The organism is Nocardia sp. NPDC005825 (assembly GCF_040630175.1).
In the GTDB taxonomy this organism is placed as follows: domain Bacteria; phylum Actinomycetota; class Actinomycetes; order Mycobacteriales; family Mycobacteriaceae; genus Nocardia.
Map to the genome: position 1 here is coordinate 283,937 of NZ_JBEXXC010000006.1, position 15,482 is coordinate 299,418.

Below are 15,482 nucleotides of genomic sequence, written 5' to 3' on the forward strand. Positions count from 1 at the left end.
TCCATGACGGTCAACGCCCCACTGTCCGTGGGCATTCCGCGTTTCAGACGATCTTTTCGGGCCACAGTCCGGTGCCGTCGGTGAGCAGCATGGCCTCGGCGACCGCCTCGTCGATGACCTGCCGGGTCTGCCGGTCGGTGGTGATGCGGGCGAACTCGGCCACCGAGACGCGATGGCCGGTGTCGGTGATGGCGCCCTCGCGGTCGAATTCGGCGGCGAACCGTTCGGGTCCGAGCGCGGTGCGGGCCCGGGCGGTGATGCGGTCGACGTCCATGCGCTCCCCGCTGGCCAGGGGCGCGCCGGTGGAGGCCCGCGCCTTGGTCGCCGCGCCGAGCAGGCGGGCGGCCCGCTCGTAGTCCTCGGTCATCGCCGCGGCCCCGGCCAGCCCCTCGACGGCCAGCGCGACGGCCCGGATGTCACCGGCGACGGAGGCGGCCGACAGGCTCTCGGTGTGCAGGGTGCGGGCGGCGTCGGCGTCGCCGCGCAGTTCGGCGATGAAGCCGAGTTCGGCCAGCACCAGCGCAACGCCGTTGTGGGCCTCGATGGCGGCGAGCCAGCCCAGCCACCGGTTGAGGTGCTTCTCGGCGTCCTCCAACCGGCCCTGGCGCCGCGCGCTCAGGCCCAGCCCGATCTCGGCGAACCCCTCCCCCAGCCGGTTGGCGTGGCTCACCGCGAGCCGCATGGCCCGGTGATGGAGTTCGTCCGCGGTCCGGAATTCGCCGCGCAGCAAGGCGATTCGCCCCAGTAGCGCGAGTTTGTGGGAGGTCTCGGTCCAGAGCCCGAGTTCCTCCACGATCTGCAGTCCCTCGTAGTGCAGGTCGTTGGCCTCGTCGTAGCGGCCCTCGAATTCGGCGAGCACCGCCAGCGCCTCGATGGCCTTGAGCCGGCCCCAGCGGTCGCCGACCTCGTCGAAGATGGCCGCGCTCAGCTGCGCGTGGTCTCGGACGGTGGCGAGGTCGCTGCGGGCGGTGTTCTGGGCGGCGCGCAGGCTCAGCGAGGCCGCGATGCCCCAGTTGTCGTCGAGGGTGCGGAAGGCGGCCAGGGCCCGGCCGACCCGGTCCTGGCTCTCGGGCAGCGCGCCCGAATACCACTGGGCGTAGCCGAGAAACCATTCGCTGCGCGCGAGCGCCCGCAGTTCGGCGTCGGTCTCGTCGCCGTCGAGCGCGGGTGAGGGGCTGACCAGCTGCCCGGCCTCCCCGATGAGCAGGGCCATACCGGCCCGCCAGCGCAGGATGGTCGCGCGTTCGACCGGCCGCAGCTGCCCGGCCATGGCGCTGACCGCGGTCAGGTAGCGGTGCGCCTCGATCAGCCGTCCGCGCAGGAAGCCGAACCAGATCAGCGAGTTGACCAGTCGCATGGCGAGCCGGGCATTGCGGCACACGATGGCGAAGTCGGCGGCCTTGCGGATATTGGGCGACTCCACGTCGAGCTGTTCGAGCCAGCGGCGCTGGTCGGGCCCGTGCAGTTCGGCGCTGGCGTGCTCACCCCGGTCGGCGTAGTGCATGGCGTGCCGCAACCGCAGCTCCAGCAGGGAGCCGGTGGCCTCGAGGTATTCGACGCAGTAGGCCGCGATCGATTCCAGCAGCCGGTAGCGGGGGCCGTGCCGCGATTCCTGCATGACCACCAGGGATTGGTCGACCAGCCGGGTGAGCACGGCGAGGATCTCGCCGTCCTCGCCGGGATCGCGGATGAGGGCGCGGGCGGCCGCCAGCGAGCAGTCCTCGGCGTGAACGGCCAGCCAGCACAGCACATTCCGTTCGACGCGCGACAGCGGCGCCCAGCTCCAGTCGATGGCGGCGCGCAGCGTGCGGTGCCGGTCCGGGGAGTCCCGGAAGCCGCCTTCGAGGACCTGGAAGCGCCGGTCGAGCTGGACGAGCAGTTCGTGCACCCCGAGTACACGTACCTTGGTCGCGGCGAGTTCGATGGCCAGCGGGATGCCGTCGAGGCGACGGCAGATGGCGATGATGTCGTGGATATTCGAGTTGTCGACCCGCAGACCGGGCGCCCGGGCGGCGAAGAGCTGGACCGCGCTGGCGGTGGCGAGCGATTCGGGTCCGGTGGGGTCGGCGGGCGGCAGGTCCAGGGGTTCGACGGCGCTGATCAGCTCGCCGCGGACGGCCAGGGGCGCGCGGCTGGTCGCCAGGATCCGGCAGTTCGCGGATTCGGCGAGGATCGCTTCCACCAGGTGGGCCGCCGCCTCGACGACGTGCTCGCAGTTGTCGAGCACCAGCAGGGCGCGGCGCGCCCGCAGGAACGCCACCACCCGGTCCACCGCGTTGCGGCCGGGCGACAGGGACTTGCCGCCCGATCCGGGTGGCGCGTTGACGTCTATGGTCAGCACCGAGAGCACCGCGTCCGCCAGCACTTCCGGCCCGTGCGAGCGGTCCAGGGCATCGAATTCCACCAGCCAGATGCCGTCCACGAAGCTGTCGACCAGGCTGTGCGCCACCGCCAGGGCGAGCCGGGATTTCCCGACGCCACCGGGGCCCACCAGGGTGACGAGCCGATCCGAGGCGATGTCGGCCCGCACCTCGTGCACCGCCGCGTCCCGCCCGATCAGCGCGTTGGGCGGGGAAGGCAGGTTGTGCCCGAAGGTGCGGCCCGCCACCAGGACCGGTTCGGGTTGCAGGTCGGCGCGCTGTTCGAGGATGGCGCGGTGCAGGTCGACGAGTTCGCGGCTGGGGTCGGCGCCGCGGGTCTCGGCGAGCAGGGCGCGCAGTTCGTTGAAGCTGTCGAGGGCGTCGGCGGCGCGGCCGGAGCGGTAGAGCGCGCGCATCTGGATGGACCGCAGGCGTTCTCGCAGCGGGTGTTCGCGGACCAGTTCGTTGATCTCGGCGATGAGCGTGCGGTGTTCGCCGAGTTCGAGGCGGGCTTCGACGAGTTCGCTGCGGGCGGCGATGCGGGTCTCGTTCAGCGAGGCCGAGCTCTCCTCGCCGAAGGGCAGGTCGATGAAGTCGGCGAAGGCGGGTCCGCGCCACAGCACGAGCGCCTCGCGCAGCAGGTCGGCCCGCACTCGTAGGTCGGTCGAATACTGCGCGCGCGCAACGAGGTCCACGAATCGGGTCGAGTCCAGCCGGTGCGGCTCCACCCGGAACAGGTAGCCGGCGGGGGTGGTGACGATGTGTTCTCGCCCACCCGGTTCGGCGTCTTCGAGGGCCCGGCGGAGCTGAGAAACCTTGGTGTGCAACGATCTTGTCGGATTGGTGGGCGTGGATTCGGGCCACAGGTCCTCGATCAGCCGGTCGGTGGAGACCGGGACCCCGACATGGGCGATGAGATCGGCGAGCAGCGCCCGCACCAGCGACTCCGGTATCGACACCGGGTCGCCCAGATCCGTAGCGACCTCCAACGACCCCAATACCGCGAACTGCACGACTCGATCCTATCTAATTCACTTTTCAATCAGGTGATCGGAAACCCTCACGGCCCCTGCGGAAGTGGGCCCGAAGCGAACCCGAAGGACCTTCCGACAGAATGGTCCCGAACGATCGACCAAGGCCACGACGGCGAGGGAAGGGATCGCCGCCAGGGGCCCGATTGTTCATGTCGTGCGTGTCACGATCGGCGTTAATGCGCGCCGGTCAGGTCTGGCCGCTCGGGCCTGGGGAGGACTCCGAGGCCGAGACCGACACCGCACCAGCGCCTCCATTGCCGTAGGCGCTCGGACAACAGGGTTCCGCCAGTGTCCCAGGACCCCTGCCGTTCCGCCGCGTACCCCCAGCGACCGCCCAAATTGGTTGGCGCCGTACGTGTCCGGAAACCGGACGTCCGTGATTCAGCACCGTCAGGGACCAAAGTACCAGGGGATATCGTGTTGTTCAGCCTTCTCGGACCGCTCGAGGTCCGGCACCAGAACCAGCCATTGCGACTCGGTGGCGTGAAACAGCGGGCAACCCTCGCGTACCTACTTCTGCATCCCAATACCGTCGTCCCGGCCAGCCGACTGCTCGACGCCCTGTGGCCCACCGAAACCATGCCCACCTCGGCCCGCAAGATCCTGCACAACGCCGTGTGGTCGCTGCGAAATCTGTTCCCGGAGGACAACAGTGGGCCGGTCGCGCTGATCCGGCGCCCGCCGGGGTACGTGCTCGAGGTCGACACCGACCTCATCGACCTGCATCGCTTCTACCGCCTGGCCGACAGCGGCCGCGCCGCGGCCCTGGCCGAGGACCTGGACACCGCCGCCGCTCGCCTGACCGAATCGCTGTCGCTGTGGCGCGGTTCACCGCTGTCCGATCTCACCGAGCACGGGGTCGACTGGCCCGAGCTCGCCGCCGCCGCGGACGCCCGGATGTCGGTGTCGGAGGACCTGTTCGAGATCGAGCTGGCGCGCGGCAATCACGCCCGGGTGGTGGACGCGCTCAGCGCGCTGGCCGATTCCGGGCAACTGCGGGAACGGTCCTGCGGACAGCTCATGCTCGCGCTGTACCGCGGCCGCCGCCCCTCGGACGCGCTGGCCGTCTACACCGCCTGGCGCAATGCCCTGATCGAGAACTACGGGCTGGAACCGGGTTCGGAGCTGCAGACGTTGCAGCAGGCCATCCTGAACCAGAGCCCGTCGCTGCTGCCGGACGCCGAACCGGTGCGGCCCGCGCCGGTGGTGGTGGTCGCCCCGGCCGACCGGGTGACCCGGTCGACGGTGCTGTCGGTCCGGATCGAGGCGGCTGGGCCGGACGCGGCCGAGGCCGACCCGACCATGGGCGAACGCTATCTTCCGGCGATCCGGGCGACCGCGGAGTCGTTGGGCGGCACGGTGGTCGGCGTCATCGGCTCCACGGTGATGACGGCGTTCCCGGAGCCGTGCGAGGTGGCCGAGGTGGTGGCCGCCGCGATCCGGCCGCACGAGTGGATCACCGCGGCGCGCACCGAGTTCGGGTCGCGGCCGGAGCCCCGGTTCCGGGCCGCGGTCGTGACCGGTGAGGCCGAAGGCCGTGTCCCCCGGGCGTATTCCGACCTGCGCACCTCGAGCCGTTACGCCGACCTGTTCGACGAATGCGACCGGCTGCTGCTCGACGCGCCCACCGGCTCGGTGACCGTGTGCGAGCGCACCCGTCGCGAGTCGGAGACCGTGATCCGCTATCGGCAGCGCCCGACCGGGCACTGGTACGCGGCGGGTCTGGAGGTCGCGGACGATTCCGAGGCCGAGATCGATCCGGATGTGCGGATGCTGCTGGGTCTGCGCGAGCGGGTCCAGCATCGGGCGGCGTCGCATCTGGTGGCGGTGGTGGCCCCGGCCGCGACCAGTGCCAGGCGGGTGGCGCGCGCGTTCCGCTCCACCGTGCGCGCGCAGAGCGATGCCGAGCTGATCCTGTGCGCCCGTTTCGGTGACGGGGATCGGCTCGACACCCATCGCGCGATGCTGGCCACCGCGTGCGGTTTCCAGGTGGGTGACGCGCCCGCGAGCATCGCGGCGCGGCTGGCCGAGGCGGCGGGTCATCCGCTGCGTCCGCCGGTGGCGGCGCGCAAGCTGGCCGAGGCCCTGTACCCGCTGGCGACCGGAACCCGGTCCGGCGATCCGGCGCAGGTCCGGCAGATGCTCACCGCCTGGACCGAATTGTTGTGCGCCAAGGCGGGTCTGGGTCCGATGACCCTGATCTTCGAGGACGCCCATCTGGCCGACCACGCCAATCTGGACTTCCTCGAGACCCTGCTCGACAGTGCCGAGTGCGCGCCGCTGCTGGTGGTGCTCACCGGTGAGGGTTCGCTGGCGCACGGCCGTTTCGCGCGCATCGCGGGCACCCGCGAGTCCACGCTCATCACCTCCGATCTGCGGCCCGGTCGCCGGCCCGCGCAGCGGCGGCGTCCGGCCGCGCTGCTCACCGCCACCGCCGACCGGCATCCGGCGGCCTTCGCCGCCAGCTGATCCGACCTGCCCTCCGCGGCAACCACACTCGACGAGGAAGTGACCTGATGACCGAATCGCTGTTGATCCGCCCGGACGACGCCCGCTATCGCGGGCTGATCTCCGGTTCCAATACCCGATGGGTGGGCACACCCGACTACATCCGCCTGGCCCTGACCACCGAGCAGGTCGTCGAGGCCCTGCAGCAGGCGGTCGACGACGAGCTGCGCGTGGTGGTGCGCAGCGGCGGCCACTGCGACGAGGACTTCACCGCCAATGGCAAGGTGCGGGCCGTCATCGACGTATCCGCCTTGGACGCCGTGTATTTCGACGCGCAGATGGGCGCGTTCTCGGTCGGCGCGGGCGCGACCCTGGGCCGGGTCTATTCGACGCTCTACAAGCGCTGGGGCGTCACGCTGCCCGGCGGCACCTGCCCGACGGTCGGCGCGGGCGGGCATGTGGCCGGCGGCGGCTACGGCGCGCTGTCGCGGCTGCACGGGCTGATCGTGGATCACCTGTACGCCATCGAGGTGGTGGTGGTCGACTCCGACGGCCGGGTGCGTCCGGTCGTCGCGACCCGTGCGGCCGACGACCCCCACCGCGACCTGTGGTGGGCGCACACCGGCGCGGGCGGCGGCAATTTCGGCATCGTGACCCGCTACTGGTTCCGCTCCCCGGAGGCCACCGGCGACGACCCGGCGCGCCTGCTGCCCGCCCCGCCCGCCGAGCTCATCGTCTCCGATGTCTCGTGGTCGTGGGACGAGCTGGACGAGGCCGGATTCGCCCGTCTGGTCAGCAATTTCGGGGCCTGGCACGAACGCCACTCGGGTCCGGAGTCCGCGCACCTGAGCCTGTACAGCCAGCTCAAGCTCCAGCATCGGTCGGCGGGCTCGTTCCGGATGAGCACCCAGATCGACGCCGACGAGCCCGACGCCGAGCAGACCATGGACGCGTTCCTGGCCGCGATGGCCGAGGGTACGGGCGCGACCTACACGGTCAACGACCGCAGCCGGGTGCCGTGGTTCTACGCGGTGAAGGAGTGGTTCGGCTTCGTGGAGGCCGCGGTGGCGCGCTGGAAGGTGAAGTCCACCTACATGCGCCGGTCGCTGCCCGAACCGCAGCTGGACGCGCTGTACCGGCAGCTGACCCGCGAGGACTACCCGCACCCGTTCGCCATGGTGGCCCTGGTCAGCTACGGCGGCCGGATCAATGCGGTGGAGTCGGACGCGACCGCGGCGGCGCAGCGGGATTCGATCATCAAGATGCTGTACGTGACCCTGTGGACGGATCCGTCGGAGGACGAGCGGCACGATCGCTGGATCCGCGAATGCTATGCCGACGTGTACGCGGCGACCGGTGGCGTGCCGGTGCCGGGTGAGGCGACCGACGGCTGCTTCATCAACTACGCCGACGCCGATCTGGCCGATCCGGCCCTGAACGACTCGGGCGTGCCGTGGCACCGCCTGTACTTCAAGGACAACTACCCGGCCTTGCAGGCCGTGAAGGCGAAATGGGATCCGCGCGAGGTGTTCTCGCACGGCCTGTCCATCCGGGCATGAAAAAGGTCCCGATGGGCGGCCACGCTGCCGCTCATCGGGACCCGGGTCAGCGGGACTGACCCCGATGCCGCCACGAGACGGGCGGCTGCTGTGTGGGCGCGGGCAGGGTCCAGGCCGCCGCCCGGACCGCCGCCGTTCGTCGCGCCGGTCGGGTGACGGCGGTCAGGGCCAGGACCAGGGCGACGAGTTCGTCGTCGCCCGGCCGGCCCGATTCCACGGCCAGCACCCCGGTCTCGCTCGCGAGTACCCCGGTCTCGCCGCTCATGCGGGCGGGTTCCCGTGCTTGCGGGCCGGGATGGGCGCGTGTTTGGCGGCGAGCATGGCCAGGCTGTCGATGAGCACGGCCCGGGTGTCGGCGGGGTCGATGACATCGTCGACCAGACCGCGTTCGGCGGCGTAGTAGGGATGCATCAGCTCCTGCTGGTACTCCTTGATCCGTTGCGCCCGAACCAGATCCGGGTCCGGAGCGGAACCGATCTCGCGCCGGAAGATCACCTGCGCGGCTCCCTCCGCGCCCATGACGGCGACCTCGTTGGAGGGCCAGGCGAAGGACAGATCCGCGCCGATGGATCGCGAGTCCATGACGATGTACGCGCCGCCGAAGGCCTTGCGCAGGATCACCTGCACCCGCGGGACGGTGGCGTTGCAGTAGGCGTAGAGCAGTTTCGCGCCGTGCCGGATGATGCCCGCGTGTTCCTGGCCGGTGCCGGGCAGGAAGCCGGGCACGTCGACCAGGGTGACGATGGGGATGTTGAACGCGTCGCAGGTCTGCACGAAACGCGCGGCCTTCTCGGAGGCTTCGATGTCGAGCACGCCGGCCAGCACGCAGGGCTGGTTGGCGACGATGCCGACCACCTCGCCGTCGAGGCGGGCGAAGACGCAGAGGATATTGCGGGCCCAGTGCGCGTGCACCTCGAAATACTCTCCGTCGTCGACGATCTCCTCGATGACGGCCCGCATGTCGTAGGCCTGGGTGGAGTCGGCGGGCACCAGGTCGGCGAGCGCGTCGTTGCGCCGGTCGGGTGCGTCGGCGGTCTCCACGGCGGGCGGGCGTTCGCGATTGTTGGCGGGCAGCAGCGAGATCAGGTAGCGCACCTCCTCGAGGCACTCCTCCTCGGTGTCGTACACGAATCCCGCGACGCCCGAACCGGAGCCGTGCACGTCGGCGCCGCCGAGTTCGTCGTGGGACACCTGCTCACCGGTGACGGTGCGCACCACATCCGGTCCGGTCACGTACATCTGGGAGATGCCGCGCACCATGAACACGAAATCGGTGAGGGCGGGCGAGTAGGCCGCGCCGCCCGCGCACGGCCCGAGCATCACGCTGATCTGCGGGATGACGCCGGAGGCGCGGACGTGGCGGCGGAAGATGCCGCCGTATCCGGCCAGCGCGGTCACGCCCTCGTGGATGCGCGCGCCCGCACCGTCATTGAGGCCGACCAGCGGCGCGCCCGCGGCCTCGGCCAGGTCCATGAGCTTGTGGATCTTCTCCGCGTGCGCCTCGCCGAGCGAGCCGCCGAAGATCCGGAAGTCGTGGCCGTAGGCGAAGACGGTGCGGCCGTGCACCTTTCCCCAGCCGGTGACCACGCCGTCGGTGTGCGGTTTGCGGTCGGCCATGCCGAAGGCGGTGGCCCGGTGCCGGCGCAGCTGGTCGACCTCGCGGAAGGTGCCCGGATCGAACAGCAGCTCCAGCCGCTCGCGCACGGTGAGCTTCCCGATCGAGTGCTGCCGTTCGGTGGCGCTCGGCGGGATTCCGTGCACGGCTTCGTGTTTGACGCCGTGCATTTCCTCGACCCGGGATCGCAGCCGCGCGGGCGCGATGGCGACGGGCCGTTCGACGAGTTCGGTCATCAGTGCTCACTCCGTTCCGGCGCCGGGAAATGGCCCGACTCGATGAAGAATTGGACGTAGGTGCGGAAGAGGTCGCCGGACACCGGCGGGCACCCGATGCCGGTGCCGGTCAGCATGGCCTCGGTCGCGGACACGTCGATGGCCGGGTAGAAGGCGGCGGTGTCGCCGATCATGGCCTCGAAGGCGTCGAGCAGCGGGACCAGGGCATTGTCGGTGTTCGCGCCGATCTCGGCGAGCCAGTCGGCCCGGTCGCGGTCCTCGATCGGATAGCCCATGGCCCGCAGCCGCTCGACCAGTTCGGGCAGTGCGACCCGAAGCGGGTTGTGCAAGTGGAAGGTTCGCTCGGCGGCGTCGGGGTTCGCGGCCAGGGCGACGATGGCCGCGCTGACGTAGTCGACCGGCGCCAGGTGGAAGTAGCCGTCGCCGACGGGCGGCACGGCCCGCGCCTGGATGATGCCCTTGAGGGTGAGCCAGACGAAGTCGCGGGTCTGGCAGGCGCCGTGGCGCTGGTCGCCGGAGATCACGTCGACGCGGTACACCGAGACCGGCAGGCCGCGGTCGCGGGCCAGTCCGATGTTCTGTTCGGCCACCCATTTGGTGCGCAGGTAGCCGCTGGGCAGCACCTCGGGCGGACCGGTCGGGTCGTCCACGGCCAGCGGCGCGCCGTCCGCGGGTGCGCCCGGGAAGACGCCGACGGTGGACACGTAGTGCACCGGGACCGTCCGGTGGCGGGCGGCAAGGCGCAGGATCTCCTCGGTACCACCGACATTGGCGTCGCGCAGCAGCGGGTAGGGCTGGAGCCAGTGCACGGTCGCGCCCGCGTGGAACACCACGTCGACCAGTTTCGCGAGGTCGTCGAAATCGGTCTCGGACAGACCGAGTCGTGGCGCCGCGAGGTCGCCGACGATGACCCGGACCCGGTTCAGGTCCACCTCGCCCGACACCCGGTAGAACTCCAGGTTGGCGATCAGCCGCTCGGTCGCGGCGGCTTCGTCCGCGCCGCGGATCACGCAGTGCACCACGGCCTCGGTGGTCGCCATCAGGTCGCGCAACATGAACGCGCCGAGGAATCCCGATGCGCCGGTGAGCAATACGTGGCCGGGATCGGTGGCGACGCGGACGACGGTGTCCGCGGGCCGGATGTCGTCGGCCAGGCGCACTTCGGCGGCGAAGTCGATGGCCCCGGTCGCGCCGTCGCCGGATTCGGCGAGGATGAACGCCGCCAGCGCCTCGGGGGTCGGGTGGTCGTAGGCGACGGTGGCGGGCAGCCGGGTTCCGAACGCGGCCTGCAGCCGGTTGCGGAATTCGACGGTGGCCAGCGAGTCGAAGCCCGCTTCGCTGAATTCCCGGGTGCTGTCGAGGGCTTCGGTGCCCTGGTGGCCGAGGACAGCGGCGGCCTCGCGCAGCACGAGGTCGAGCACCAGGGCGTGCTGTTCGGCCGGGGTGCGGCCGCGCAGCAGTTCGGTGATCGAGACGGCGGCCTCGGCATTGCCCGCCACCGCGCGCTGGGTGGGCAGCAGGCCCGAGAGCAGCCGGGTCGGCCGAGCCCGGATGGCGGACAGTTCCAGCGGGGTGGCCACGACCAGGGTCCGTTCCGATCCGGCGGCCGCGTCGAGCAGGGCCAGACCGGATTCGGCGGGCAGGGCCGGGAAGCCGCCGCGCGCGATCCGCTGCTTGTCGGCGTCGTCGAGGTGGCCGCTGATGCCGCCCTCCTGTTCCCACAGGCCCCAGGCGATGGAGGTGGCGGGCAGGCCGAGTCCGGCGCGGTGGGCGGCGAGCGCGTCGAGGAAGACATTGGCCGCGGCGTAGTTGCCCTGGCCCGGGCCGCCGATGATCCCGGCGACCGAGGAGAAGAGCACGAACGCGGTGAGTTCACGGTCGAGGGTGAGCTCGTGCAGCAGCCAGGCGGCGTCGGCCTTGGGGCGCAGGACCGCGGCCAGGCGGTCCGGGTCGAGGTCGCGCAGCAGGCCGTCGTCGGTGGCGCCCGCGGTGTGGACGACCGCGGTCACCGGGTGCGCGACGAGCACGGCGGCCAGGGCGTCGCGGTCGGCGGCATCGCAGGCGACGATGTCGACCCGTGCGCCGGCAGCCGTCAGCTCGGCCCGAAGCGCCTCCGCCCCCGGGCTTTCCAGGCCGCGGCGGCTGAGCAGCACGAGCCGGTCGACGCCGCGCTCGGTGACCAGGTGGCGGGCGAGCATCGCGCCCAGCGAGCCGGTGCCACCGGTGATCAGCACGCACTCCCCCGCCCACTGGGCCGGGGCGGGCAGGGCGACGCGGTGCAGTCGCGGCACGAAGACGCGGCCCTGGCGAATCATGACCTGCGGTTCCCCGGCCGTGACGACCGCGGACAGGGCGGCGGTCGAGGCCGGGTCGTCGTCGATGTCGGCCAGCACGATACGGCCGGGCAGCTCCGACTGGGCCGAGCGCAGCAGACCCCACACGCTCGCGGCGGCGATGTCGGTGGCCCCGGATCCCATGGCCCGCTCGGTCACCACGACCAGCGGTGCGGCGGTGCGGTCCTCGACGGCGATCCACCGCTGCACGAGAGCCAGTGCGCGCCGGGTGAGTTCGTGCGCGCCGAGTACCGGGTCGCCGGTCGTCGCGGCGCCGATCGGGGCCAGGATGGCGTCGACCGGCTTGTCCGCGGTGGCGGCCTCGGCCAGGTCCGCGAACAGGGTGGTCTCCCCCGCCTCGGGCAACCGCTCGGTGCCGGAGACCGCGCCCCAGCGGATGGCGCGAGCGCTGACGGCGGCGGGCATCCAGTCCACGGTGAAGGACATCTCGTCGATATCCGGCCGCGCCGCAATCGATTCCGCGGGTGCCGTCACCGCGCGCAGGGTGGCGACGGCCACGCCCGCCCGGTCGGCGAGCAGCAGCGTGGTCGAGCCGTCGCCGCCGGTGCGGGCCAGCACCCGCAGGGCCGTCGCACCGGTCGAGAACAGCCGGACGTCCCGCAGCTCGCGCACCGTCCCGGGGGCGACGGCGGCCAGCGCGGCGTCCAGCAGCACCGGATGCACCCCGAAAGCGGCTGCCCCGGCGGCGAATTCGTCCGGCAGCGCGACCTCGGCGTGGGTCTCGCCAACGGGCGCCGCGGGCGGCCATTCGGTGAGCTCGAAATCCGGTGCGCCGATGCGCAATCGGACGGTGCCGCGGGCGTGCGGGATCCACGGTCCCGAGGAGCCCGAGGCCCGGGAGTGGATCGACACCGTGCGGTCGCCATTGTCCAGCAGGCCGCCGACGCGGGCCTGGATGTGCAGGTCGGCTCCGGCGGGCATGGTCAGCGGGGTGCGAACGGTCAAGGCGGACAGTTCGGTACAGCCGAGTTCGTCCGCGGCGCGGGTGGCCAGTTCCACCAGGACGGCGGCGGGAACGGGCGCGCCCGGTTCGATCCAGCGCTGCCGCCGGGACAGGCGGCCGGTGGCGACGACGCCGTCGGCGGCGCTGTCGGCCAGGTCGACCGCCACCTCGAGAACCGGGTGGCCGAGGGCGGATCCGGTGCCCGCGGCCCCGATGGCGGTGTCGCCCGCCCAGTGCCGGGTGCGCTGGAAGGCGTAGGTGGGCAGGCTGATCCGGCGGGCGCCGGTGCCCGCGAACACCTGTTCCCAGTCGACCCGCACGCCGTTGGCGTGCAGGGCGGCGACGGCGGCGAGGGCGGTCTCGTCGTCCTCGGCGGTGCGGCGCAGCACGGGGATGGAGACGTGCGGGCGGTCCTGGAGGGTTTCGTCGACCAGGGCGCTGAGGATGGCGTCGGGCCCGATCTCCACGAACTTGGTCACCCCGGCCGCGGCCAGGGCGGCGACGCCCTCGGAGAAGCGGACGGTGCCGCGAATGTGGCGCGGCCAGTACGCGGGATCGGCGTGGTCGCCGGGGGCGGCGAGCGCGCCGGTCAGATTGGACACGATGGGCGTGCGGGCGGGCTGGAAGGTGAGTCCGCGGGCCACCGCCTCGAACTCGTCCAGGATCGGGTCCATGTGGTGGGAGTGGAAGGCGTGGCTGACGGCCAGGCGGCGGGAGCGGATCCCGCGCTGTCCCAGAGTGTCCGCGATGGCCGCCAGGTCCTCGGCCGATCCGGCCAGCACCACCGACGCGGGTCCGTTGACGCCCGCGAGGCTCACGCGATCCGAGAGCTGGTCGCGCACGGCGTCCTCGCCCGCGCGCACTGCGAGCATGGCGCCGCGCGGCAGCGAGTTCATGAGGCGGGCCCGCGCGGCGACCAGGGCGGCGGCGTCGGCCAGGGACAGCACGCCCGCCTGCTGGGCGGCGACGAGTTCGCCGACCGAGTGGCCGGTGAGGTAGTCGGCGCGAATGCCCCAGGACGCCACCAGCTTCGCCAGCGCGTACTCGACGGCGAAGAGGGCGGGCTGGGTGACGGCGGTTTCGTCGAGCCGCTCGCCGGAGGCGATCTCGTCGCGCAGCGGTCGGTCCAGCAGCGGGTCCAGGTGGGCGCAGACCTCGTCGAACGCGGCGGCGAAGGCCGGGAAGGCGTCGTGGAGGCGCAGACCCATGCCCGGGCGCTGGGCGCCCTGACCGGTGAAGACGAAGGCGGTCTTGCCGGTTCGGGTGGAGGTGGGGTCGGCGGTCAGACCGGCGAGCAGTTCCGCGCGGTCGCGGCCGACGGCGACGGTCCGGTGCTCCAGCTGGGTGCGGGTGGTCGCGAGCGAGTAGGCGATGTCCAGGTCCCGAGCGTCGGCGCCGGCGGCGAAATCCGCCAGCGCGGCCGCCTGCGCCCGGGCCGCGGCCGCGGACTTGCCGGACACCGGCCAGGGCAGCACCGGCAGCCGAATCGGCCGCGGCGCGGCGGATTCCGGCGACTCCACCGAATCCGGTCGCGATTCCCCAGCTTCCGGTGCGGGAGCCTGTTCGATGACGACGTGGGCGTTGGTGCCGCTGACGCCGAACGAGGACACCGCGGCCCGGCGCGGCGCCCCGGTCTCGGGCCAGGGCTGGGCTTCGTTCAGCAGGCGCACCGTGCCCGACGACCAATCCACGTCCGGGTTGGGCGTTTCCGAGTGCAGGGTCTTGGGCAGCACGCCGTGGCGGATGGCTTCGATCATCTTGATGACGCCGCCGACGCCCGCCGCCGCGACCGTGTGGCCGATATTGGATTTCATCGATCCCAGCCACAGCGGCCGCGCCGAGGTGCGTTCCCGGCCGTAGGTGGCCAGCAGCGCCTGGGCTTCGATCGGGTCGCCGAGCCGGGTGCCGGTGCCGTGGCCTTCCACGGCGTCCACCTCGGCGGCGGAGAGTCCGGCGTCGGCCAGGGCGGCGCGGATCACGCGTTCCTGGGAGGGGCCGTTGGGTGCGGTGAGCCCATTGGACGCGCCGTCCTGGTTGACCGCGGACCCGCGCAGGACGGCGAGCACCTCGCGACCGGAAGCGACGGCGTCCGAGAGGCGTTGCAGCGCGAGCAGACCCACGCCCTCCGACCAGCCGGTGCCGTCCGCGCCCGCGCCGTAGGACTTGCAGCGGCCGTCGGCGGACAGGCCGCGCTGCCGCGAGAATTCGATGTAGCCGCCGGGGTGTCCGTAGACGGTGACGCCACCGGCCACCGCCAGGTCGCATTCGCCGCGGCGCAGCGCCTGCGCCGCCAGGTGCACGGCGACCAACGAGGACGAGCACGCGGTGTCGACGGTGAGGGCGGGCCCCTCGAACCCGAAGGTGTAGGCCAGCCGTCCCGAGACCACGCTGCCCAGTCGCCCGGTCATGGCGTAGCCCTCGAGGTCCGGCGGCGCGGCCAGGTCGAGGTAGCTCTGCTCGCCGGCGCCGACGAAGACGCCGGTGCCGCTGCCGCGCAGCGATGTCGGGTCGATGCCCGCGGATTCGAAGAGTTCCCAGGCGGTTTCGAGCACGACCCGCTGCTGGGGGTCCATGCCGAGGGCCTCGCGCGGGGAGATGCCAAACAGTCCGGCGTCGAAATCGGTGGCGTGGTCGATGAATCCGCCGTAGCGGGTGGTCGAGGTGCCGATGTGCTCGGGGTCGGGATCGTAGAGGGCCGCGACGTCCCAGCCGCGGTCGGCGGGCCATTCGGTGATGGCGTCGGTGCCGGTGTCGACCAGGTCCCACAGCTGGGCGGCGGAGTTCACGCCGCCCGGGTAGCGGCAGGCCTGCGCCACGACCGCGATGGGTTCGGCCGACGCGGCTTCGAGTTCGGTGATGCGGCCCTTGGCCTTGGTGAGTTCGGCTGTGGCCCAGCGCAGGTACTCGACCAGTTTTTTGTCTTCAGGCATTGC

At 71.9% G+C, this 15,482-nt stretch carries 6 protein-coding genes; 2 read left to right on the plus strand and 4 right to left on the minus strand.

The features are described from left to right. Positions 1 to 43 precede the first annotated feature (43 nt). Positions 44 to 3,373 carry a BTAD domain-containing putative transcriptional regulator gene (locus ABZ382_RS19160; protein WP_357090495.1) on the minus strand — a complete coding sequence of 1,110 codons (3,330 nt, stop codon included), beginning with the start codon at positions 3,371 to 3,373 and terminating at the stop codon, positions 44 to 46. Between the two features lie 438 nt (positions 3,374 to 3,811). On the opposite strand from ABZ382_RS19160, the gene ABZ382_RS19165 reads away from it, so the two are divergent. After that, positions 3,812 to 5,863 carry an AfsR/SARP family transcriptional regulator gene (locus ABZ382_RS19165; RefSeq protein WP_357090497.1) on the plus strand — a complete coding sequence of 684 codons (2,052 nt, stop codon included), beginning with the start codon at positions 3,812 to 3,814 and terminating at the stop codon, positions 5,861 to 5,863. A 47-nt stretch (positions 5,864 to 5,910) separates the two neighbouring features. Then, complete coding sequence (locus ABZ382_RS19170; protein ID WP_357090499.1) at positions 5,911 to 7,401, plus strand: FAD-binding oxidoreductase; 1,491 nt, start codon at positions 5,911 to 5,913, stop codon at positions 7,399 to 7,401. Between the two features lie 46 nt (positions 7,402 to 7,447). On the opposite strand, the gene ABZ382_RS19175 is transcribed toward ABZ382_RS19170, so the two are convergent. From ABZ382_RS19175 to ABZ382_RS19185, 3 genes are read right to left on the minus strand one after another with little or no spacing between them, the layout of a single operon-like run. Beyond that, positions 7,448 to 7,666 (minus strand): acyl-CoA carboxylase epsilon subunit, encoded by a 219-nt coding sequence (locus ABZ382_RS19175; RefSeq protein WP_357090501.1) that lies wholly within the window; start codon positions 7,664 to 7,666, stop codon positions 7,448 to 7,450. Further along, positions 7,663 to 9,252: an acyl-CoA carboxylase subunit beta gene (locus tag ABZ382_RS19180; protein WP_357090503.1), complete on the minus strand. Its 1,590-nt coding sequence runs from the start codon at positions 9,250 to 9,252 to the stop codon at positions 7,663 to 7,665. Before ABZ382_RS19180 ends, ABZ382_RS19175 begins: the two co-directional genes overlap by 4 nt. After that, positions 9,252 to 15,479 (minus strand): thioester reductase domain-containing protein, encoded by a 6,228-nt coding sequence (locus tag ABZ382_RS19185; RefSeq protein ID WP_357090505.1) that lies wholly within the window; start codon positions 15,477 to 15,479, stop codon positions 9,252 to 9,254. Before ABZ382_RS19185 ends, ABZ382_RS19180 begins: the two co-directional genes overlap by 1 nt. Positions 15,480 to 15,482 lie beyond the last annotated feature (3 nt).

Bases quoted from the DNA above. Each gene is read 5' to 3' on its own strand.
- ABZ382_RS19180 (WP_357090503.1), bottom strand. From the start codon at position 9,252: ATGACCGAACTCGTCGAACGGCCCGTCGCCATCGCGCCCGCGCGGCTG.
- ABZ382_RS19175 (WP_357090501.1), bottom strand. From the start codon at position 7,666: ATGAGCGGCGAGACCGGGGTACTCGCGAGCGAGACCGGGGTGCTGGCC.
- ABZ382_RS19185 (WP_357090505.1), bottom strand. From the start codon at position 15,479: ATGCCTGAAGACAAAAAACTGGTCGAGTACCTGCGCTGGGCCACAGCC.
- ABZ382_RS19170 (WP_357090499.1), top strand. From the start codon at position 5,911: ATGACCGAATCGCTGTTGATCCGCCCGGACGACGCCCGCTATCGCGGG.